14 protein-coding genes are annotated in these 22,702 nt (G+C 44.9%); 8 read left to right on the top strand and 6 right to left on the bottom strand.

Annotated features, from left to right (window positions below):
• Window positions 1–126 precede the first annotated feature (126 nt).
• From ACVA54_RS11955 to ACVA54_RS11940, 4 genes are all read left to right on the top strand, one after another.
• Complete coding sequence (locus ACVA54_RS11955) at window positions 127–1,137, top strand: WD40/YVTN/BNR-like repeat-containing protein (RefSeq protein WP_216360614.1); 1,011 nt, start codon at window positions 127–129, stop codon at window positions 1,135–1,137.
• A 17-nt stretch (window positions 1,138–1,154) separates the two neighbouring features.
• Window positions 1,155–3,554: an efflux RND transporter permease subunit gene (locus ACVA54_RS11950; RefSeq protein WP_099079435.1), complete on the top strand. Its 2,400-nt coding sequence runs from the start codon at window positions 1,155–1,157 to the stop codon at window positions 3,552–3,554.
• Window positions 3,555–3,593: 39 nt separating this feature from the next.
• Window positions 3,594–4,349 (top strand): SDR family NAD(P)-dependent oxidoreductase, encoded by a 756-nt coding sequence (locus ACVA54_RS11945; protein ID WP_119464436.1) that lies wholly within the window; start codon window positions 3,594–3,596, stop codon window positions 4,347–4,349.
• A 1,061-nt stretch (window positions 4,350–5,410) separates the two neighbouring features.
• Complete coding sequence (locus ACVA54_RS11940; protein ID WP_099079433.1) at window positions 5,411–6,487, top strand: replication initiation protein; 1,077 nt, start codon at window positions 5,411–5,413, stop codon at window positions 6,485–6,487.
• 820 nt (window positions 6,488–7,307) lie between these two features.
• On the opposite strand, the gene ACVA54_RS11935 is transcribed toward ACVA54_RS11940, so the two are convergent.
• From ACVA54_RS11935 to ACVA54_RS11925, 3 genes are all read right to left on the bottom strand, one after another.
• Entirely contained in the window at window positions 7,308–8,729 is a 1,422-nt protein-coding gene (locus tag ACVA54_RS11935; protein ID WP_446642381.1) for a coniferyl aldehyde dehydrogenase, read from the bottom strand.
• A gap of 96 nt (window positions 8,730–8,825) precedes the next feature.
• On the bottom strand, window positions 8,826–10,943 hold the full coding sequence (locus ACVA54_RS11930; protein ID WP_099079431.1) for an FAD-dependent oxidoreductase: 2,118 nt from the start codon (window positions 10,941–10,943) through the stop codon (window positions 8,826–8,828).
• Window positions 10,944–10,961: 18 nt separating this feature from the next.
• Window positions 10,962–11,792, bottom strand: a complete 831-nt coding sequence (locus ACVA54_RS11925) for an alpha/beta fold hydrolase (RefSeq protein ID WP_099079430.1) — start codon at window positions 11,790–11,792, stop codon at window positions 10,962–10,964.
• Window positions 11,793–12,131: 339 nt separating this feature from the next.
• Between ACVA54_RS11925 and ACVA54_RS11920 the strand changes: the two genes are divergently transcribed.
• The 4 genes from ACVA54_RS11920 (at window position 12,132) to ACVA54_RS11905 (ending at window position 19,403) form a co-directional block, all read left to right on the top strand.
• Window positions 12,132–14,033 (top strand): long-chain-acyl-CoA synthetase, encoded by a 1,902-nt coding sequence (locus tag ACVA54_RS11920; RefSeq protein ID WP_446580771.1) that lies wholly within the window; start codon window positions 12,132–12,134, stop codon window positions 14,031–14,033.
• 12 nt (window positions 14,034–14,045) lie between these two features.
• Entirely contained in the window at window positions 14,046–15,257 is a 1,212-nt protein-coding gene (locus ACVA54_RS11915; RefSeq protein WP_099079428.1) for a thiolase family protein, read from the top strand.
• A gap of 4 nt (window positions 15,258–15,261) precedes the next feature.
• A complete protein-coding gene (locus ACVA54_RS11910) occupies window positions 15,262–16,197 on the top strand; it encodes an OB-fold domain-containing protein (protein WP_446649639.1) in 936 nt (311 codons plus the stop codon).
• A gap of 302 nt (window positions 16,198–16,499) precedes the next feature.
• A complete protein-coding gene (locus ACVA54_RS11905) occupies window positions 16,500–19,403 on the top strand; it encodes a S8 family serine peptidase (RefSeq protein WP_446649638.1) in 2,904 nt (967 codons plus the stop codon).
• 95 nt (window positions 19,404–19,498) lie between these two features.
• Here ACVA54_RS11905 and ACVA54_RS11900 read toward each other — a convergent pair whose 3' ends face one another.
• The 3 genes from ACVA54_RS11900 to ACVA54_RS11890 form a co-directional block, all read right to left on the bottom strand.
• Window positions 19,499–20,587 carry a nucleotidyltransferase domain-containing protein gene (locus tag ACVA54_RS11900; protein ID WP_099079425.1) on the bottom strand — a complete coding sequence of 363 codons (1,089 nt, stop codon included), beginning with the start codon at window positions 20,585–20,587 and terminating at the stop codon, window positions 19,499–19,501.
• Window positions 20,571–21,470: an HprK-related kinase A gene (locus ACVA54_RS11895; protein ID WP_099079424.1), complete on the bottom strand. Its 900-nt coding sequence runs from the start codon at window positions 21,468–21,470 to the stop codon at window positions 20,571–20,573. Before ACVA54_RS11895 ends, ACVA54_RS11900 begins: the two co-directional genes overlap by 17 nt.
• Window positions 21,471–21,765: 295 nt before the next feature.
• Window positions 21,766–22,560 (bottom strand): hypothetical protein, encoded by a 795-nt coding sequence (locus ACVA54_RS11890; protein WP_446580766.1) that lies wholly within the window; start codon window positions 22,558–22,560, stop codon window positions 21,766–21,768.
• Window positions 22,561–22,702 lie beyond the last annotated feature (142 nt).

The following is a 22,702-nucleotide window of genomic DNA, read 5'->3' as shown; positions in this document are numbered from 1 at the left end:
ATCCACCTAGCCCGTTTGGACGATGCCAGTGATCCGTATGTGCAACTATAACTAGGGTCTACTGTTATGCACGACAAAAATGCGCATTAAGGAACGATGCCAAATAACATTGAAACGAGGTGGTATATGAAAAAAATGGCAACTACGCCAATTGCAATCGCTTTGTCACTTATCATGGCCACAGCTGGCACCATAGCTTTTGCACCAAGGATAACTGAACCTCTCGCGGCAACCGAAATCCCTGTCAAGAATATGATCATAACTAGCGTCGCTCAGTCAAAGCTCGGACTTATCGCCGCTGGAGAGCTAGGTCATATTCTCCTCTCTCAAGATAATGGTCAAACGTGGAACAAAGCCAATATCAACACACAGCGACATGCGCTGATTACCGATCTCACGTTTCAAACTGAATCATATGGGCTAGCCATTGGGCACGAAGGTTGGATATTACAAACCCAAGATGGCGGTGCGAACTGGAATGAAGTAAGTTTCGGCAGTGAGCACAGCGTACCACTGCTAAACATCAGCCAGGTCACCAAGAATCAATGGGCCACCATTGGTGCTTATGGCCTGACCAGAATATCGAATGATAACGGAAACACTTGGCAGGATGTGCCACCTCCGGCACAAACGGATTGGCATCTCAATGCCATGATAGTGCCAAAGGAAGGCAAGACTCGATTGATTGCCGGCGAAGCGGGCACAGTACTGAGATCAGAAGACAACGGTCAATCCTGGCAAAGCATCACGCCATTCTACGACGGTTCTTTTTATGGCGGCATCCATCTTGGTAACCAGTCTTGGCTAATTTACGGCATGCGCGGCAACATATTCCGTTCCTTTGATGACGGCATCAGCTGGCAAAAAGCCGATTTCAACCTGCCTATTTCTCTTTTTGCACACCTTCAATTGCCCGACGGCCAAATCATGCTGGGCGGGCAGGGTGGGTTATTACTGTCCTCAACCGATAACGGTGAGAGTTTCAACCTGCTTAGACGCGGTGGGCGCGAAACCATCACCGATATCCATCTACTTGACAGCGGTGACCTTCTACTGGGTTCAGACGCAGGTGTGATTCATTTCCCTGTGTCTGATGCTAAAGAAATCGCTTATAAGTCAACCATTATCAACAAGTGATTGAATTCGGAGTAACCATGTCAACACAAGCCCTTACACGTAGTCATTTATTTGTGGATAAGTTAGGTCGATTGATCATTCATTGGCGCTTTCCGCTAGCACTGTTTTTCTTAGTTTTAACCGTTCTATTGAGTTACACCGCGACTAAAACACGATTTGATCCAGGTTTTACCAAACTAATCCCAATCAAACACCAGTATATGGAAGCCTTTCTAGAGCATGCCGATAAGTTTACTGGTACCAACCGTGTCATGGTCAGCTTAACTTGGAAGGGGGAGGGGGATATTTACAACCCAGAGCTTCTCGCTCGTTTAAGAAAAGCGACCGATGGTGTTTTTTTCACTCCGGGCGTAAACCGAGCCACGGTACGATCTCTTTTTACTCCCGAAGTTCGCTACCTTGAGGTCACCGAGTTTGGCTTTATGGGAGATGTCGTTATCCCATCTCGCTTCACTGCAGACAAAGCAAGCCTCGCGCAAGTCAGAAGTAATGTGGCCAAATCAGGTCAGATCGGTAACTTGGTATCTAACGACCATAAATCGGCGATGGTGCAAGCTGAACTGCTCGATATCGATCCAGAAACCGGACTTAAAACCGACTATGCCGCCGTAGCTAAGCACCTAGAAAATATCCGCCAAGCGCTTTCCGGTGCAGGTGTTGAAATCCAAATCATCGGCTTTGCAAAAGTCATGGGCGATGTCATGGATGGCTTATCCAATGTTTTGATGTTTTTCTCTATTGCGTTTGTCGTTACTGTGCTTTTACTGTGGCACTACACCATGTCAATTAAACTGACTGGCTTGATTGTTGCGGTTGCACTACTGCCGGTGATCTGGCTATTAGGGACATTGCCCATCATTGGCTACGGTATTGATCCAATGTCCTTATTAGTCCCTTTCCTTATTTTTTCGATTGGTGTCTCCCACGCGGTCCAAATGACCAACGCATGGAAACTTGATGTTTTGGCGGGGGTTGATAGTAAAGAAGCAGCCGTGAATGCATTTCGTCGCTTGGCAATTCCGGGCACCGTCGCGCTACTCGCAAACGCGCTTGGATTTATGGTTATCATGGTTATCGATATCCCAATCGTCCACGAGCTCGGTGTGACCGCTTGCCTTGGCGTTGCGATGATGATCATGACCAATAAAATGTTTATGCCGATCATACTTTCGCATTTAAGCCTTGAAAGTATGGCGCTTCGTCACACTCCCGAGCAGAACAAACACAGTCCATTATGGTGGGCAGTCTCCTCGCTAGCAACAGAAAAACCAGCAAAAATCTCCGTTGCCGTAATGCTTATTTTGCTCGCGGGTGCGACATGGCAATCGCGTAGCTTATTGACTGGCGACATTGGTAATGGAGTTCCGGAGTTACATGCTGACTCACGTTACAATTTGGACAACGATAAAATCGTCAGTGATTATTCCATTGGGATGGATGTGTTATCGGTCTACCTTGAGACCAAGAACCAAGAAGAAGCTTGCCTGAACTGGGAAATCATGAATGCAGTTTCGCGTTTTGATTTTCATATGCGAGGCGTCGATGGTGTTCAGTCAGTCGCCACGACGGCGGGCAACGCTAAGCGATATGTCTCCGGTAATAACGAAGGCAGCCCATTATGGCGTACTCTGCAGCGTGATCCTGTCGCATTACGTGCAGGTGCTCAAGCCGCACATCCACAACTTGGTCTGAATGACAATGGTTGTCAAACCATAAATATGATGGTGTACCTCGATGATCACCAAAGTACGACGCTGAATCATGTCATCTCTGAAATCCAGACATTCATCCAAAATGCAAACCTAACCGATGCAGAATTTCGACTACTCGGTGGTAACGCGGGTGTTGCTGTCGCGACCAATCAGGCGGTAGAAAAAGCGGAAGTTCAAATTCTGATCTCAATTTTCGTTGCGATTGGTTTTTTGTGTTGGCTCACTTTCCGTTCATTTATTGCCACACTGTGTGTCATTCTACCGCTAATGCTAGTTTGTATTATGTGTAATGCATTAATGGCCGTACTTGGCATTGGACTAAAAGTTGCTACCTTACCAGTGATTGCGCTTGGGGTTGGGGTTGGGGTCGATTACGGTATCTACATTTATGAACGAATGCAGCATGCTCTCAATCGTGACGTCCCACTACGAGAAGCGTTCTACCAATCCATTCAAACTCGTGGCATCCCAGCAATTTTCACTGCGGTGACGATGTCGGTAAGCGTGGCAACCTGGGCATTCTCTTCGTTGAAATTTCAGGCCGACATGGGATTACTTCTCGCCTTCATGTTCCTAGTAAATGTGCTAGGCGCGATACTGCTATTACCTGCTCTTGCCTATTTATTAGGAGCAAAAGCGGTCGTACTTAATCCTAAGCACACTCCAGAAAAAGAGCCTGAAGCCAGAGAGGCTCAGCAGTCTTAACACTGACCATAATCTCAACGAGTACAGACAGGAATAACGATGAAAAAACTAGAAGGAAAAGTCGCACTCATTACCGGATCAGGGCAGGGCGTTGGCCAAGGCATTGCTCTCGCTCTTGCCGAGCAAGGCGCGAAGATCGCGGTAGTGGGACGTACCGAAAGTAAACTTGAAAAAACGTGCCAATTAATCCAAGAGTTCGGAGGTGAATCTAAGCCATTTACGCTTGATGTTTCGGATAGCCACAGCACGAGCCAGTGCATCGATGCCGTGGTTCGCCATTTTGGAGGCATCAACATTCTGGTCAATAATGCACAGGACTCTCCTCTAGGACGTCTTCAAGATCTCTCCGAAGAACAGCTTGAGCGTGGTTGGCAATCTGGGCCCTTAGCGACCTTTCGCATGATGAAGCTGTGTTATCCATACCTCAAAGGAGATGGCTGTATTATCAATCTCGCTAGTAGCGCAAGCAAACGTTGGGATATGAGTGGTTATGGTGGCTACGCAGCAGTCAAAGAAGCGATACGTTCGTTGACGCGCGCTGCGGCGAATGAATGGGGACCAGACAATATTCGTACCAATGTCATTTTACCACATGCTAAATCACCCGGCCTTAATTGGTGGATGGGCGAAAATCCAGAAGAAGCTGCCGAGTTTATCAGACAAATACCACTACAACGTGTCGGTGATTGTGTCGATGATATTGGAAAATTTGTCGCGTTAATGTGCAGTGATGAAGCCAGCTACTTAAATGGCCAAAGCATTGCTTTAGATGGCGGACAAGCGTATTTAGGTTAACACGCTCACTGTCATTCAACGGTCATCCACGAAGTCTACCTACCTTTATAATTGTCAATATTCAGCCTGAATATTGACAATTATTCATTGAAAAGCAGCATCATTTTTTCATTCCCCCGAACTACACTCAACCCCAAACTCGCCGCTATACACGACAAGCGATGGGCATTGGGTTCATGATATCAATCTAGTGAATATGCTTTACAGATCGTCAAATGTCCTGGACGAAAAACAATCTTATACGCAACACATGAGTTTAAGGCCGAAGAGAAATACAACATGGGCCAACGTCCACTCAACCGGAATGACAGAACAAGCCAAAAAGTACAAAATTCAGACAGCAAATACTAAGTCCATTTTCCGATGCAAATATCTAACCTTTTAAATATTTTTATTTAGGAAAGCTGCCCTTGACGAAATCGAGTAAAACACAATTCGAATCAAACTCAAAATACCGCTTTTTCGTATCCAGTTGTACACATTTATGCTCATCTATCATCCGCTTAAACCCCAAAAAACACATAATACGAATTTAGAATCATTGAAAGATCGTTTGCCCGTACTTTTTATCAACAACCATGTTGTCAATCTGCCAATTCAGCGAACAAGTACGGATTTAGCGTGATTTCATAAAGCAAAGGAGGTACAGGTTTTCCGTAATTTATCCAAGTTTTTTTCTCCTTAACGATAAAAAACGCCAGTCACCATCCCATCAAGTAAAGACTGCGCTCCCCCCCGTTCTTAACCGTGAGAAAAGTACGTTTGATTTTAAACCAAGATATAAACAAAAGGGGCAACTGGCAGGTTAAAGATCAAATAGCATCACCTTTCACTTTATAAAATACCTTTTCTAGGTAGGGAGGTTGAATACTGATAGCCAAATATTGTCAAGCCGACCAGTTAAGCGACGATAATGCGAAGACTCAAGCCACATGAAACGAGCAGCATTGCACACATCACAGAAAGCACATTTATAGCTAACATAATTTAGGTGTAATAATGATCCCACACCTAAAATATGTCAGAATACCTAAATTATGTTAGTTATGAAGTAAGAGACCATGAGCGAAGAGCCATATTACTACCCTGTTGTTAGTGATAACTTACCTAAACACATCAAAAAAGGGCACCAACTGGTATTCAGTCGCCAGGATTTGTCTGCACGTGAAGCAGACATGTTTGCGCTAATGATTGCGCATATGAGACCGAATGACTGGGAGACAAGTACACCTCATTACGAGTTTACTTCGCATCAACTTTCAGAATGGCTCAATGTTGAGTCAAAGCATATTGGTAGTAACTTAAGCCCTGTCGCCAATCGATTGGCCAGCCGAAAAGTCGGCATCAAAGTTGAAAATAAGAAGGGTGATACCGAATTTGATTATCGCCCCTTGTTTAAGCACATTGCCTACAAAAATAGTGTGCTGACCATGGTCCCGAACGACATGCTGAAGCCTGAATATATAGAATATAATCAGGGGTTTGCGCTCATCAATACGCGTAACTTTTTTAATGTAAAAAAAGAGTACTCAAAACGCCTTTACGAATTGTTAAGCCGCTTTAAAGATAAAGGCTTTGAGATGCACACCCAGAAATTAGACGAACTGAAAGGGGTGTTTGGGCTGCTAGATGAAGCTGGTAAACTAAAAAAAGACAAAAGCTCATTTAAAAATAACAGCGTATTTATGAAACGTTGTATCAGAGAAAGCATCAAAGAACTCTCAGAACACCCTCAAATCAGCAAAGAGCTCCTTTTTCTCGAAAGCGAAAAAGGAGATAAAGGCTTCGAATTGATCAAGAAGGGAAAAACCATCGTCGGCATCAAATTTCTTTTCCGCTGGCTGAAGCTATCAACCGTTGATGAATTTAACCAACACGATGCATTACTAAAAATCAAAGAGTTAGAGTTAAAACGTATCAATGGCAATGAACGTTTGACCGATGCAGAATTAGAAATCTTAGCGATGTCTTACCGAAATTTAGGCAAAGAGGAGCATGCGCTAAAGGTAGAGCAGAGCCTCGCGAGAAGACACCGAGAACAAAAAGAGCAACATGTTTCCAGTCAAACTCAAGAGATTGATGATTTACTTGATAAAATCGATACATTACTCGATATCAACGATAACCCAGACTATTGAACATGACAAATTTTAGGTGTTAAGAACTTTAGGAGACAGATTTTAGGTGTTTACCTGTGATAAAAGACACATTTTAGGTATTTGACCATCTCAACAATGAACTTACGAACAAAAAACAAGCGGTCGAAGAAATCTCAAGCAGATCGGTTCCATTTCTATTGTTAATGTACTCCAAATGGCAAAGCGAGCGATGCAGATACCTAGATCTTGTTACCTAAAAACCTGATAAATGATCATAAACACCTAGAAGCTGTCTGCTAAACACCTGAAAAAGGATCATAAACACCTAGCAAGTGATCATAAACACCTAGATAATGTCACTTAAGCACCTAAAAAAGGATCATATTGCGGGATTAAATCATTTAAAATCAATAACTTGCAAAGCCTATAGATCTTATATTTTTCATAGTAATAATAGTGTTCATAGGTAAAATAGATCTTTATAGTGTCTGTGGATAAGTGGAAAATCAAAGATTTACACACTAATCCACAGAACCAACCAATTTATATTTTTATTAGATTCCTACAGACCTCCCTCTGATCATCGATAAGACTGTTGATCACAAGAAAAGTCCGAATAAATGACGTTCATGTTGAAGCATTGTTCCGCTTCTCTCTAGATTACATGTCGGTGTTAAAGAGAAGGATCGTACTAAAAAGGCTTCACAAGCACGCTAATTGGATTTAGAAATCTAACCTAAGCCTATGTACTAATTGATTTGTTAAAGTCTATTATGGGGGGATACAGGATGATTTGAATGGGATAAAATCCCCGTTAATAGTAACAATAGATAATTGCTACCATTAACAGGTAGTTTAATTATTCTGAGGTGATCTGAGATTTGATCAATGTATGAAAGTCAGTGGAATAAGGAGGTAACATTCCCCACTCTCTACGAATATCATTATTCGGTGCATAGAAAACAGTTTTTAGGTGACTAAATGCCAAAAACCCTTCTTTACCGTGATAGTGACCCATACCTGATTCACCAGTACCACCAAACGGCGCATCATGCAATGCAGCATGCATTAAGGCATCATTGATGGTTACACCACCTGCGCGAACATCTTCCAGAACTTGCTTCTGCTCTTGTTGATCCTCACCAAAGTAATATAGAGCAAGTGGATTTGGGCGTGAATTGATATCCGTGAGAACATCATTAAAGTTTTCATAAGTTTTGATAACTAATGCTAAACCAAAAATCTCTTCATTCATGATCAAAATGTCAGACGGTGGGTTGATCACTAACGTTAATGGCATTCTTCGGCCAGTAACATCACGTTCATCATGGCTCAGCTCAATCTGAACCCCTTGGCTTAACGCTTGCTCAATATAGTGGTGAATGCGTTCATAATGAGAGGCATTAATAATCGGTACCAAATCCGGGTTGTTAATCACCGTCGGATAGCAACGTTTGAACTCGGCTTTAATTTCTGCAACAACCGTATCTAAAGCATCAGATGGCACATAAACAATATCAGGACTGATACATATTTGCCCCCCATTAGTACCTTTGGCGATGGCAAGTTTCTGGCTAGCCTCTTTCAAGTTCGCTGATGAGCTGATGATAGCTGGGGATTTACCACCCAACTCGAGTGTCACTGGTGTTAAGTTTTCCGCTGCCGCAGCCATGACTTTTTTACCTACGCTAGGAGAGCCTGTGAAAACTATGTGATCAAATGGCGTGGCACAAAACGCTTTACTGACTTCGCTGTCGCCGGTGATCACACTAACCCAATTCGGATCAATATTGGTTTGGAGCAGTTCTGCAAGCACCTCAGCAGTACGTGGTGTCAATTCTGATGGCTTAAGAATGACACGATTTCCCGCTCCAACGGCACACGCTAATGGACTAAGAAGGGTATAAAGTGGGGCATTCCAAGTACCCATAATACCAATTACACCTTTGGGTTGATAGAGCACTTCAGCCTGAGCGCCAAGCTGTTCATATGGCGCAATCATGGATCTTTGTTCTGGCTTAAGCCATTGCTCTAGGTTATCTCTTGTATGCTTGAGAGAGCCAAGCGAACCTAGAATATCATTCATCATAGAAAAGGTTTGACTGCGGCCACCAAAATCAGCCTCCATCGCTTCTATGAGTGGTTGGTAATGATCGACGAGCAGTTGAATGACTTGCTGGATAATATCACGTCGCTCTTGAGCTGAACTGGTCTTGAACGCTTTATAAGCCGATACCTGTTGTTCGAAAGTACGGCGAAGGTGAGCAAAATTGTCTGACATCCATTTCTTCCTTATGTTTTGCTTAAGAACATCGATAAATCGTTAGACTGGATACGACGATGTTATCGATGTGCCCTTTATATTTATGAGTTAGCGCTATATTTTTGCTGCCACTTTCCATGCCGTGGAGAGCGCGCCTTCGATGTAGTCAAGAGATCCACAGTCACCAATTTGATGGACGGTATAGGTATCCGAAATATGGTTTGCTAATGTACTGTCGGTTTCTGCGCCTGAAGCGAGGATGACAGAGCCTGCGGGCAACGTTTGGATTTCCTCATTGCCTGCAAATGAAAAGTGGACTTGATTGGACGTGATCTCTTGAATAGAAACTTGGTTGTGCATTGTCACACCAAGCTTCTCGACTTCGTGCAACACTCGCCAGCGGCGAACAATTGACAGCTCTCTGCCTAATGTTTCACCTGGCTCTAATACCGTTACTTTTCGACCTCTCTGAGCAAGAAACTCCGCCAGTTCCAGACCAACCAGACCGCCACCGATAATACAAACGTTATCTGCTAGGGGCATCCAAAGATGGGAGAGCTTTCTTGTGGCTTCAACTGAGCCCGTAATACCACTCAATTGACCACTTTTGAGCAGGGTTCTTTGGAATAGATTGAATTTCTCTTTTCCAACATTACTGCCACCACTGGTCATCACTTTACGCAGCTCATCACCACTCCAGACATGCTTTTGTTCTACGCCTTTTATCTCAGGTTTACCTCTCAATGCTCCGGTCGCGACCACGACTTCGTCGGGCATTAGATCGGCTAATACAGATGGCGTCGCTTTGGTATTGAGCTTAACCGTGATCATTGGGTGGTCGATTTGCTGGTACAGGTAATCAAGCAGTTTGTTGTTCTCTGGGTAAACCATTGAGGCGAAAAATAGCGTGCCGCCTAGACGTTTTTCTTGCTCAAGCAAGGTGACTTTGTGGCCACGTCTGGCGATTTGGCTCGCCGCCTCCATTCCGCCCGGACCACCGCCAATAATAACAACGTGTTTCTGACGTTCAGGGATGGAAAGAGGGTAGTGTTCTTCTTGCCCCATGGCTGGATTGACAGCACATTTAACACGTTGATTAATAAAAATTTGGCTTACACAAGTATAGCAGTAGATACAAGGACGAATGCTCTGAGGATTATTCGCCATTAGCTTGTTTGGCAGCTCTGGATCGGCGAGCAGTTTTCTTCCCATTGCGACAAAATCGCACTGACCCTTTTCAATCGCTCGGTTGGCGACTTCAGGCTCCAAACGGCCGACGGCGATGACTGGAATCACTAGTTGTTTCGCAACCTCTGTCGCCCAATCTAAAAATCCAGCAGGCTTATGGACCAATGGTGCTTCAGTAAAGGCATCACCACTGGTTGTCGTGGCATATGCAGAGATACTGACCGCGTCCACACCAAGTTTTTCTGACAGTTTGGCAACGCGTAGGCAATCATTGAGATCGATGCCATCAGGCGTTCGCATTTCGCATGCGTCAAGGCGTAACCAAACGGGGTAATCACTACCAACCCTTTGACGAACTGAGGCGATGATTTCGCGTAACAGGCGAGTTCGATTCTCGAAACTGCCGCCGTATTCATCGGTTCGTTTATTGTAATATCTAGATAAGAAGCCGGCGATGATATAGCTGTGTGCGGCGTGTATTTCTACACCGTCAAATCCCGCTCTTTTCGCACGATCCGCCGCGTCAGCAAACCAGGTGATCATCTGTTCAATATCTTTATGATCCATGACGCGAATTTTGACATTGCCCCCTTTAGGGCGGACAAACGATGCCAGTTCTTCTTTTGATAGCGCGGCCATCATGGCCATAGATGCTTTAGGTGGTATCGACGGCACCCAAAGTTCTCGCCCTTCGGCGATGTCTCGAACGGCGGTTTTACCAGCATGCTGTAGCTGAATGGCGACTTTTGCACCGTGCTTGTGCACGCGTTCAGTTAGCTGCTTTAGGCCGGGAAGAAATTCGTCGGATGAAAGCCCGACTTGATAAGGTTCTGCAGTGCCTGCGGGGTAGGCTATTGCGCCCACACCCATGGTGATCAATCCCGCGCCACCTTTTGCTCGTGCTTCGTAATAAGCTTGAATACGCTCACCACAATGGCCATCTGATTCAGCAAGATTTGTTCCCATCGGTGCAGATACAATGCGATTGCGCACCGTCATTGAACCGATCTTTCCGGGTTTTAGAAGATGCTCATAGCTACTCATATTACTGTCCTTGTTCGATTAACAGCCGTGAAGAAAATCTAAACAGGTGCGGTTAAACAGAGCAGTGTGCTCGACTTGAACCCAATGGCCGCATTGGTTTAGTAAAATGAATTTTGCTTCAGGCACATTGTCGAGAAACTTAAATACACCGGATGGCGGATTAAAGAGGTCATTGCTACCCCAAAAGCCAAGTACGGGACACGCCAACTTGTGCAGATCTTTTGTCATGTTTGGCACCATCATGGTTGAAAACAGTTGACTTGGTTGGGTAACAGCGACAGCAACACGCTCGCGCAGAATGTCGTCTGTCAGTTGTGACGAGTCATGAAGTTGCAGGCTCATCACTTCTCGCATTTCGTGGATTCCCATTGGCCCTTGGTTGTATGTGGCCACCATTTTTTGGATGCCTTCCATCTCAAAATACGTTTCGCGCTCTTCCACCCCACCAGGCGCCATTAGGATCAGTTTATTGACCGTTGAAGGGTACTGTAACGCTTGGCCAAGCGCGATCGCGCCGCCTAAAGAATTCCCTAATAAGGTACATGGCGAGAGACGTAAGGTTTCGATGATTTCATTGAGTACGCTGACAAAGAAGTCGAGGTTATAGTGCACATCACTAGGCTTATCTGAGCGACCAAAACCGGGAAGGTCGAGGACAATATTACGAAAGCCCTGCTGGGTAAATTCAGGATAGTTGCCTTTAAAGTTACTGTATCCGGATGCGCCTGGTCCACTGCCATGTAGCCAAATCACCACGTCGCCTTCGCCTTCGTCTAGGTAGTGTACCGTGAGTCCATTTTGCAATGTTAGATAATGCTGCTCAGGCAAATTTAGCTCCAAATTAGACATTGCTTTCTCCTTGTTGTTGTTATGCCTTTCAGTCGCAATGACTGTCATCTTGCCATCGTCCTTTGTTTGGCCTGATTTTACATCGTCCGTTTAGACCAGATAGACTTTTGCGCTATAGACGCTGATTAGTCCCGTTGGACGATGTTGAGAGATAAGATATTTATCAACATAGGCTTGGTTCAATTTTTTATAAAAAATTGAGGGATATTGAATGGCAGGTCGGCGCTATTAATTAATAAGAATAAACACCGTCAGTTTTTGCTAGGGTTGATGATTCAACTGCTCCGACTCGTCACTCAATTTCATGGAATGAATCCTTTGAATACAACAGGAAGTAATATGACAGACACAATGAGTCCGAAGGTGAGTGGCACCTATGACCAAGTAGCAGACGTCATTTTACCTGTTCCTCGCAGTGAGACACAGGCAAAAATGGATCGTCGAGCGAAAGCGGCGATGTTAATAAAACCGTCTGATCATTACACGTTGGCCGATCGGTTTGAACAACAAGTAAGCCAAATCGCTGAGCGTCCATTCTTGATTTATGACCATCACTCATGGAGCTACCGCGAGGTTGATCGTCAGGCAAACAAAATCGCACATGTTGCACATGAAAAAGGGTTAAAAGCTGGCGATGTATGTGCCATGGCCATTGAGAACCGTCCCGAATTCTTTTTTGTTTGGCTTGGTCTCGCCAAAATCGGTGTGACCGTTGCTTTCATTAATACCCAAATTCATGGCATGCCATTGGTGCATGCCATTGATGCGTGTCAACCAAGTATGGTGATTGTTGGTGAAGAGTGCGCGCCACTGTTTGCCCAAACCATGGATGAATTTGCTGATTTTGCCCAGCTACCGCTTTATTTATTACCGGACCAAGAAAAACCCGCTGATGAGCGCATTCATGCTCGATTTGATTTAGGTTTTGTCCATGCGTTGCAGGCCGCTAGCGCAGAACCGTTTGATAAGGCAGTTCGTTCATCGGTAACGGCGGAAACGCCATCACTACTGATTTTTACCTCAGGAACGACGGGATTACCTAAAGCGGCGATCTACAGCCACATGCGTTGGATGACCTCTGGTGATGTGATGCAAGTGACGTTAGATGCCAAAGAAGATGACACTTTTTATTGTTTTCTTCCTCTTTATCACGGCGCTGCCGCTACATCAGTCACTTCTACCGCACTAGCTGCTGGGTCGGCGATTGTATTACGACGTAAATTCAGTTCGAGCTCGTTCTGGTGTGACATAAAACAACATCAGGTTACCGTTGTTCAATATATTGGCGAAATCTGTCGTTATTTGTTGAATTACGATGACAATAGCAATCAGGCTTTGGGCAATCGTGACCATAAAGTGCGCGCGATGTTAGGGGCTGGATTGACGGCTGAATCATGGCAACGTTGGTTGGATAAATTTGGTGCAATGGACATTTATGAAGGTTGGGGTTCAACCGAAGCCAACACAAACTTGATCAACTTAGATAATTATATTGGCTCGTGTGGTCGGGTTCCGGATAAGACCAAAACCAACTTTTTGTTGGTGAAATACGATGTTGAAGCGGATCAATACGTTAAAGATAGCAACGGATTTTGCATCCCATGTGAGCCGGGAGAAGTTGGTGAAGCGCTCGGCATGATCATTAATCATCCAGAGATTGGTGCGGGGCGATTTGAAGGTTATGTGTCTGCAGAGGCTACGGAGCAAAAAATTGTCCGAAATGTGCTTGCAGATAATGATGCTTATTGGCGCTCGGGTGACTTACTTCGTTATGATGACGATGGCTACTACTATTTTGTCGACCGAATTGGCGATACGTTCCGCTGGAAAAGTGAAAATGTGTCGACCCAAGAAGTTGCCACTGAACTGGCGGATTTTAAAGGTGCTGAAACGATCAATATCTATGGTGTACAAGTGCCAAATCATGAAGGTCGTGCAGGTATGGCCGCGGTAGTAATGCAAGAGGGGGCGATTTTTGACCCAGCGGCATTTTATCAGCTCACTGAGGAACGATTACCGCGTTATGCGGCACCACAATTTGTTCGTGTCTGTGGGGCAGCAGACATCACCACCACATTTAAGCTGCGTAAAGTGGATCTGCAACGACAAGGTTATGACCCAGAGGAGTGTCAAGACCCGTTGTATGTGCGCAATGAGAAAACGGCGACTTATGAACCGTACTCACTCGACGTACTTAAAGCAGTGGGGTATCCACCATTTCACCAAATTGAACAGGGATAAGGAAGTATAACAATGGGATTAAAAGGAACCGCAGCAATCGTTGGCGCGGCGCAGTATAAGCCTGAGAAATATCAAACTGCTCCGCAAATGTTTCACTTGGAGCAGGTGGCTGATCTTAGCCGTCGAGCGGTGCTTGATGCTGGGCTGAGTATGAAAGATGTCGATGGCCTTGTGCTACATGGCCCGCAATTTCATGAAGCGTCCATTTTTGTACCAGCGATGGCGGCAGAATACCTCGGGGTAGAAGTTAACTTTGCTGAAGTGGTGGATCTTGGTGGCTGTTCTTCGGTTGGGATGATCTGGCGCGCCGCTGCGGCCATTGAAATGGGCCTATGCCAAGCGGTTTTGTGTGTTATTCCTGCTCGCATGGCACCATTTGCTCCGGGTGAAGATTTAAGCTGGATGGCCGAGGCGATGCGCTACGGTGGTCATTCGACGGCGTTTGGTGCCCCTGAAGCGGAATTTGATCTGCCTTATGGCCACGTTGGCCAGAATACCGGCTATGCAATGATCGCCCAACGTTACGCCGCGAAATATGGTTATGATAAGCAAGCGATGGCTAAAATCGCGGTCGATCAACGATTTAACGCGCAGTATCATCCAGATGCCATCTTCAACGGACAAACGCTTACTGCTGAAGACGTACTAGCGAGTAAAGTGGTCGCCGATCCGCTTCATGTGCTTGAAATTGTGATGCCAGTTGCCGGTGGTGCTGCGGTATTGGTGACATCGAAAGAGTTGGCCACACGTGCGCGACACCGCCCTGCGTTTGTGAAAGGTTTTGGTGAACGCTTGTCCTATAAATCCCCCTCTTACAGTGAAGAGATGACAGTGACACCGCTAGAGCGAGCCGCGAAACAAGCCTTTACCATGGCTGGCGTGAAGCCAGAAGATATGAATGCGGCGCAGCTTTATGACTGCTACACCATTACCACGTTGCTCTCACTAGAAGACGCGGGGTTCTGCGGCAAAGGGGAGGGGATGTCGTTTGTTAAAGAACATAACTTGACGTTTAAAGGTGATTTTCCGCTGAACACCCATGGTGGTCAGTTAAGCTTCGGTCAATCGGGGGCGGCCGGTGGCATGTCGCAAGTGATAGAAGCCTTTCACCAAATCGCTGGCCGTGCAGATCAAAGGCAGTTGGCGAAATGTGACCAAATTTTTGTTAGTGGCACCGGTGGCGTGATGAGTGAGCAGGGCGCCCTGATCTTGCAAGGAGCATAAATCGATGAATCATACTAAACCAATGCCGTTAGCAACGGCGATTTCAACGCCTTTTTGGCAATCGCTAAAAGATGGTGTTGTTCGTATTCAACAATGCCAAGACTGTCAAGGCTGGGTCTTTTATCCACGCCACCATTGTTCACACTGCCTTAGTGACCAGTTGGAGTGGAAAGAGGTATCGGGAGAAGCGACGTTGTATAGCTTTACCATCGCTCGAGTGCCAACCATGGCTGAGTTTGCTAGCGATAAGCCGCAAGTGCTGGCGGTCGCTCAACTCAAAGAAGGTGTACAGATCAACACAACGATAGTGGGTGTTGAAGAAGCGGATCTAGCCGTTGGCATGCCGTTAAAGCCCGTTTTTGAAGAGGTGGATGCAGAAGGCACAACGCTGCTGCAATTCACGGCGAAGGAGGTTGACTTTGATAAGATCACTTACCAGAGCCCGCTTGAGTGCTTAAGTAAAAACGATCGTGGCCAGGTGAAAATTGGTGTCGAGAATACCGTCGCGATCAGCGCATTACCGTCGTTAGGCTTTACGCCTTGGAGTAACCAGATTACCGTCGATCAAGCACTTATTGATGATTTTGCTAAGCTATCGGGTGATGATTATTGGTTGCATACCGATCCAGAGCGAGCGGAGAAAGAGAGTCCATTTGGCTCTACGATTGCTCACGGTGCACTTGTTCAAGTACTTCAGTCAAGATTTGATTTAGCACTTCCGTATGAAATTACCGGTTTTAGAACCATGATGAATTACGGCTCTGATCGCTTACGTTTTCCTGCCCCGGTGCCCGTTGATTCCGTGTTGCATGCGCGTGCGCGAGTGAAGTCTGCGACTCAAAGTCCAAAAGGCACTCAGCTGACGCTGGAAGTGATGACTCATGTAGTGGGTAATGAACGCCCATCAGTGATTAACGAGTTGGTTATTATTTATCGCTAGAGGGCAGCGACTACTTTAAGGTATAGAAAAGGGCCTGAATGTAAATTCAGGCCCTTTTGCTTTTTGATGATGGACACCGTTCATGAACAGAGAAGTCCCGCTAAGTGATGTGGTTACATATTATTTATGCAGCCTTATTGATATGAGATTGATTTTTTTTGCTATGGTTAATCTAGGTGCTTAATCAAGCATTTTTCGAGGCAAGGAATAAAATGCCATATTGATATTTATGAGTGAGCGACGGTGGACGAGATTCGAGTCATGGCTCACGATTCATGATGGGATCATGAAGGGGAAATCAGATGGGAAACACCAAAGTATTTGAACCACTAAAAAAAGTGGCGCTGGCGGCGTTATTCTTTTCTCTCTTTGGTTGCGGGGGAGGTGGTGATGGGGAGGTACAGTCGAGCTCGGATACCACGCCGCCAGTGATCTCTGTTATGGGTGATAATCCGGCGACGGTAGAGCAAGGGGAAACCTATAGTGATGCAGGAGCTACGGCTGACGATGCCGTTGACGGTTCAGTTACGGTAACAACAACAGGGGATGATGTTGATACGAGTAAAGTAGGCACTTATACCATTACTTATGTGGCAACGGATGCGGCTGGAAACGAAGCTTCTGCGAGCAGAACGGTAAAAGTACAAGCGGCAGTCACTAAGTCAGATACAACACCTCCGGTGATCACCGTATTGGGGGATAACCCAACGCAGATAAGCCAAGGTCAAACGTACAAAGACGCCGGCGCTACAGCAGATGATGATGTTGATGGATCTGTTGACGTTGTGACAACAGGGAGTGTCGATACCAATGTCACGGGCGATTACACCATGACTTACGAAGCGACGGACTCATCAGGTAACCAAGCTACCGCGACACGAACAGTAACGGTTGTTCAGTCGCAAGGCCCATTTGTATCTATCGAACAGGGGCTTTCGAGCATTTCGATGCTAGAAGGTGATGAAAAAATCATCGCGTTTGTCGTTAAGTTTATTGATGGCAATGCCGCAGAGTATGGCGTGCAGCTGGAACAATCGGTCACGCCGGCAAGCGGTGTCTCCTATACCAGTAACTACCCTAATGGGGGATGGCTTGCCGCAGAAGATAACTCATGGGTCGTCAACGTGACATTGAATGCCGTAACCGCAGGTGAGTATACGTTCACCAGTGTGGTGAATTTGGTAGAAACAGGACAAACAATGACATTGTCGTTGCCAATTACGGTTACTGATACCGCGTCTCGAAGCTCAATGAAGTTAAGTACCCCTGGAACTGATAAAGACGCCATTACGCTCGGGCAAACTGAAGAGCTGATTGTCAGTGCCAAAGTAACACGTACCACCACTGCTCCAGAGACGCTAACACTTGAACAAGTCGATGAGGCTGGGACTGGCGTTATTGCGACGCTCGGCTCACTGCGTGATGACGGTATCGCACCAGACATTGTGGCTAGGGATTTGGTTTACACCGGTTTGCACACCGTTTCTAAAAACAGTATCGGTGAACTTTATTACCGCGTTACCAATGGCGAGATCAAATCAGGAGTTCATACGCTTAGTGTTACTCAATTACCCACTTCAGTTGCTCCGTCAGATTTCAGTGCTCTTATTACCGATGAGAGTGGCAACCAAATCTTTAGTAACGAATTGTTGGTCAAGTTTGTAGATGTAACTAGCGAAGATCGTATACAGGAAATCGTCGCGTCAGAGAACGGTACAATTGTTGGTACGGTATTGAGTCTAGGGATTTACCAACTCCAAGTTGAAACCAATAATTCGTTATCTCGTTTAGAGCAAGTGATTGAATCTCTTCAAACATACACTGAAGTGGACTATGTCGAATACTCAGTGCTTGCGAGCATTGATGCTTATCCGAATGACAGTGAGTTTTTGAATCAATCCAATATGACCACAATACGTGCCGATAAGGCGTGGTATATCTCTTCTGGCGACACCCTTGTTGGTGTGGTGGATACTGGCATTGACTATACACACGCCGATTTAGACAGCAAAATTATTAAAGGAATCGATTCTGTCTCCGGTGATGATGATCCTATGGATGAAAATGGCCATGGCACCCACGTTGCGGGACTGATCGGGGCGGAATCAAACAATAGTGATGGTATCGCTAGTGTTGCTTGGAACAGTAAAATTTTGGCAGTTCGAGGTCTAGGCGGAAGTTACGCGGCACTGGTCTCTGCGATTCGCTATTCTGCGGACAGGGGCACTAAAGTAGTAAATATTAGTGGCGGTGGTTATGTCGATTCGGTCTCGCTAAATCGCGTGATTGACTATGCGTCGAATAAAGGGGCCTTAATCGTATCCACAGCCGGTAATGATGCGTCGAATAAGAGAAAGTACCCTTGTTATTATGAACAAACACTGTGCGTAGGAAACGCAACAGATCTTGATGAGAGAGCACCTTTAAGTAACTTTGGGACATGGGTTGATATTGCGGCACCGGGCGAAAATGCGCGTTCTACTCAGCTTGGCGGTGGTACGTCGATAAAATCGGGCACTAGTATGGCTGCGCCTTTGGTGTCGGGTTCTGCCGCGGTGATATGGACTCAACACCCTGAATGGGAACCAAAGCAAATTAGGGAGCGCTTGCTCAGGTCTGGTAAATCGGTTGACGCAGCACTGTTGATTGGTACAAGTCGCGTTGACCTTTTTGAGGCGGTGTTTAATGGTGGTTTTGAGATTGGGGACTTGGCTGAATGGGAAACTAGTGGTACCGCGAGTAGCATTACTGAACTGGGTAGTCTACGTCCACCTTCAGGGAATCGAATGGCGTTGTTGAGTACTGGTCCAGAAGAAGATCAAGCGGAAACAACCTTGCTCAAGTCATTTGTTATTCAGCCGGGCGTTACAGAGTTAACGCTTGAGTTGACTTACAATTTCCTTACCGAAGAGTATCCGGAATTTTTAGGCTCTCCATTTGATGACATATTGCTTATCACATTGACATTGCCCGATGGCACACAACAAGAGTTAGCCCGTGATAGTGTGAATGACTCTGAGTTTACGCTCATTGACGGCATTGATTTTCCAGGAGGGGATGACACTGTGGGGCACATAGGGTTTAAGAACGTCAGCTTAACCATACCGGTGACACAAGGGCAAGGTGAGTACCGAATCAATATTTCAGACAGTGAAGATGATCTGTACGATTCCGTGTTGTTGATTGACGATATCGCCGTTAAGTAGTCAGCGTTTCAACTCGAATTGTCAACAGACAGTAGGCAGAGTGTATTTAGCTTTGCTTGCTGTCTGTTGCTAGCAAAAGAAGATAGTTGTTAGTATTAAATCAGTTCGTCTGCTTGTTGTTTGACTTTAAATTTGTCGAAGTACTTTTTGGTTAGATGCGGGACGAGTAAGCGCAGTGGCATTCTTTTCAAATGCCCTCTTAGGTAGAGGAATGTTTCTGCCAACCCATGTCCTGACTTTCTGTGAGGTGGAAATGAGCGGGTAAAAATGGCAAAGAAACAGAAATCCAATACAGTGAGATACAACCAATTGGGTCTGAACTGAGCATAGTGATCAATCACCGTGGTAGGAATTTGAGAGCAATAAATTTGCTGACTGTAACGTAACGCTAAGTAGATCGATGATTCGTTACCAATCGTACGACCAAGTTCGATGAGATCATCCCAAAATGACGCTTCTACAGAATAATGATTGATCAACAGAGCAATGTCGTAAAGATCTCTTAGCCCTTTGGCATATTCACTTTCGTAGAACAGATGAATGGCACTATGGGCGAGCATTGCATGTGGGGTGAGTACTTTTTGATTGGGGTCATCGCTAAACGGAAGTGATTGTTCGAATAAATGTTTATTATTAATGGACTCTTTTAATGTCTTCGGCAGGATATTGAAATGTACATCCAGTTCTACTTGGCGATAAATATGTCGTAATGGCGGGATCTCTTGCGACCAATTGCGGTAGAATTTTTCATCGTAACTATTCACCGGAGCAGGCATCCAGCCATGAGATCTTAGTGCGGCTTCGACCTGTGGTAAGTCTTCCTCCTGCACAAGAACATCAATATCGCTCATCATTCTTCCTGAGAAGTTACTCATGTTATTTAAGTGGTAGGCGCTGCCTTTCAAATAGATCCAATTGATGTTGAGTGGAGAGAGCGCATGAGCAATTTCGTCAGTTTCAACCGCCAATTTTCTGCGCTGGTTGTCGTAAAATAGTGTGGCAGTATCGAGCTGTTGGCGAAATTTTTTAGGTAGACGAGACCATACTCCACGTGTATTACAATGATACTTAAGCTGTCCCAACATATTAAAATATCGAGCTTCAGCTACGATATTCGATAATGTTGCCGGCGAGACTTCGATTAACTGTTCAGGCTGAACTAATACATCAACTAGCTTTATCACAACGGTTTTCTGCCTCCAAGTAATGGCTTAGTGCTTGCTCACAATCTTGAAAATTACTGTACTCTACATAGAGATTTTCACAGGTGTTGATAAGTTTTTTTGCACATTGAAACCCATTGTTATTCAACAATCCGAAGTTAAAACAGTTTTGGATTAGTTCAGTTAATGCAACTGCCGAGTCCATACGTTCTATATATAAAGGTTCATCTGGGTTAAAATTCACCATGACAATTAAGCTTGGCTTCGCGGTCTCTTGCGCCCGTATTGAGCTTGAAAGAGGAGGCTTCACTAAGCAAATGGAACCTTTATGTGTATCAACAGCAATGTCACTAAAATGGTCATCACTAAAATAGGGTTTGATGACGTCAATGGATTGGTTCTTTAGGCTGATGGGTCTGGCAAGGGCGTGTATAGCCAAGCTTTCGGTATGCACTAATGCTAATTCATCCGAGAGTAAACGCCAACCTTGGGAAGCTAAATAGGCACAGAGGGTACTTTTCCCTGATCCAGAAGGTGCTGAAATAATAATGCCTTTACCGTTCTTTTCTAATGAAGCTGCATGGATGATCAAGTGTTGATGAGCTTGGGTCGAAATAACCCAGTTCATTCCCCATTCAAGCAGTGCGTGGGCTTGAGAAAGGGGGAGTGGTTTAAAGGGAGCCAGATGATTAAAATAAAACGCAACTTGTGGTTTAAAAAAACGACGATACCAACAACCATGTTTGATTGCGATATAGTAATCAACATATGTTTGTGAAGAAGGCTCTTTTAAGTTGGAGCGATAGTGCGTGCAAAGGTAGTCATGGATGGTAGAAACGTTAGATTCAATCTGAAAAGTAAACTCCCCCACTTGAAGTAGGTATAATCGATTCTTAAGGAACATTAATGGACTCACTCCTTGAGCAAAATTATCCTCATTGATATCAGTTTTACGATGATATCATTAATCCATTGAGTTTCGTGTTGGCTAATTTTAACTTTAGATGGATTATTTTGTTTCTGTACTAAATCTACTAGCAAACGGAGTGCTTTTCTTTCACATAATAAGGTTTCACATGTGAATGGACTAAAAATCACCACGTTATGTTCGCTAATAAACACGCTATCTTTCAAGCAAAACGCTGGATTTATTTCGATATTGTCTGCTTGATGTAAATTTTTAAGTAAATGATTTATTATCAAACATTATCCCACCTATTAAGACGAGTCGTTACGTCAAGCATCGCTTGCGAATATTTTGTCCCACTTGTTTCCTGTAATTGTTTTGTTTCAATATCCCAAAGGATGGTGTTAACGGAACGAAACAGCGCTTCTTTGAATACTTTTTGAACGTAGGTCTCATCGCCAACGTAGTTTATCGGAGAAGGGTGAAATAAACCGTTGAGAAAACCAGCTGTGACGCAGCAATGGAAGTTTGGAACGCCATTGAGCACATCAATATTTACTTTCTGCTTACTTTCAATATTCTCGAACTCTAACCAGAAGCTTGTGTCAGATCTCATTAGGCATTGCAATAATGCGGGGTTTTCTGTGTCAGGATTCACTCGGTAGCGCCAGGTTTTGCTCATCCGAGGTTGTATCTTATAGGAGCTGAGATTGTGGGGGAACAATTCATGAAACGGAGTAGTGGCGTAATATCCTTGCTTCTCCAGTTCTTGATTTACTATCTCATTGTCACCGATGAAGGTGTTAATCCAGTATAACGGGCTTTTGGCCTGAGTCTGACAGTTATGGGGGTGGGAAGCATTACCGGACAATTGCGAAACGATACTACATTGATCGCTATAGAGGCCTCCTCCCCAAGCAACAGGGCTTTTTACGGATAATAAAATCGGTGAAGTAACCGCAGCTGAACGAATGAATCGTCTTCGTGAAAAGCGCGACGTTGCAGCTGCATTTTGATCGTCGCTCCGTTGAATGTTAGTAATGTTGTCACCATCTGACATTGTTTTTGGTTTCTCTTTGTTATCCATAACTTTCACCGATTTGAAATCTCAGAAGTCTTTGTTTTTTAGCTACAACAGAGTGATTGTAGTCTACTTATTGCATTTTTTCCCGAAAACTCAAGTCAAAACAACAATTCAACCTTTAGTCTTAATGGACGATGAGAGATTT

It is taken from the genome of Vibrio sp. PNB23_22_6 (genome assembly GCF_052877535.1).
This window is presented reverse-complemented; position numbering and strand designations above follow the sequence as displayed.

Excerpts from the sequence above, each read along its gene's own strand:
- ACVA54_RS11955 (WP_216360614.1), top strand. The coding sequence starts at position 127 with ATGAAAAAAATGGCAACTACGCCAATTGCAATCGCTTTGTCACTTATC.
- ACVA54_RS11950 (WP_099079435.1), top strand. The coding sequence starts at position 1,155 with ATGTCAACACAAGCCCTTACACGTAGTCATTTATTTGTGGATAAGTTA.
- ACVA54_RS11945 (WP_119464436.1), top strand. The coding sequence starts at position 3,594 with ATGAAAAAACTAGAAGGAAAAGTCGCACTCATTACCGGATCAGGGCAG.
- ACVA54_RS11940 (WP_099079433.1), top strand. The coding sequence starts at position 5,411 with ATGAGCGAAGAGCCATATTACTACCCTGTTGTTAGTGATAACTTACCT.
- ACVA54_RS11935 (WP_446642381.1), bottom strand. The coding sequence starts at position 8,729 with ATGTCAGACAATTTTGCTCACCTTCGCCGTACTTTCGAACAACAGGTA.
- ACVA54_RS11930 (WP_099079431.1), bottom strand. The coding sequence starts at position 10,943 with ATGAGTAGCTATGAGCATCTTCTAAAACCCGGAAAGATCGGTTCAATG.
- ACVA54_RS11925 (WP_099079430.1), bottom strand. The coding sequence starts at position 11,792 with ATGTCTAATTTGGAGCTAAATTTGCCTGAGCAGCATTATCTAACATTG.
- ACVA54_RS11920 (WP_446580771.1), top strand. The coding sequence starts at position 12,132 with ATGACAGACACAATGAGTCCGAAGGTGAGTGGCACCTATGACCAAGTA.
- ACVA54_RS11915 (WP_099079428.1), top strand. The coding sequence starts at position 14,046 with ATGGGATTAAAAGGAACCGCAGCAATCGTTGGCGCGGCGCAGTATAAG.
- ACVA54_RS11910 (WP_446649639.1), top strand. The coding sequence starts at position 15,262 with ATGAATCATACTAAACCAATGCCGTTAGCAACGGCGATTTCAACGCCT.
- ACVA54_RS11905 (WP_446649638.1), top strand. The coding sequence starts at position 16,500 with ATGGGAAACACCAAAGTATTTGAACCACTAAAAAAAGTGGCGCTGGCG.
- ACVA54_RS11895 (WP_099079424.1), bottom strand. The coding sequence starts at position 21,470 with ATGTTCCTTAAGAATCGATTATACCTACTTCAAGTGGGGGAGTTTACT.
- ACVA54_RS11890 (WP_446580766.1), bottom strand. The coding sequence starts at position 22,560 with ATGGATAACAAAGAGAAACCAAAAACAATGTCAGATGGTGACAACATT.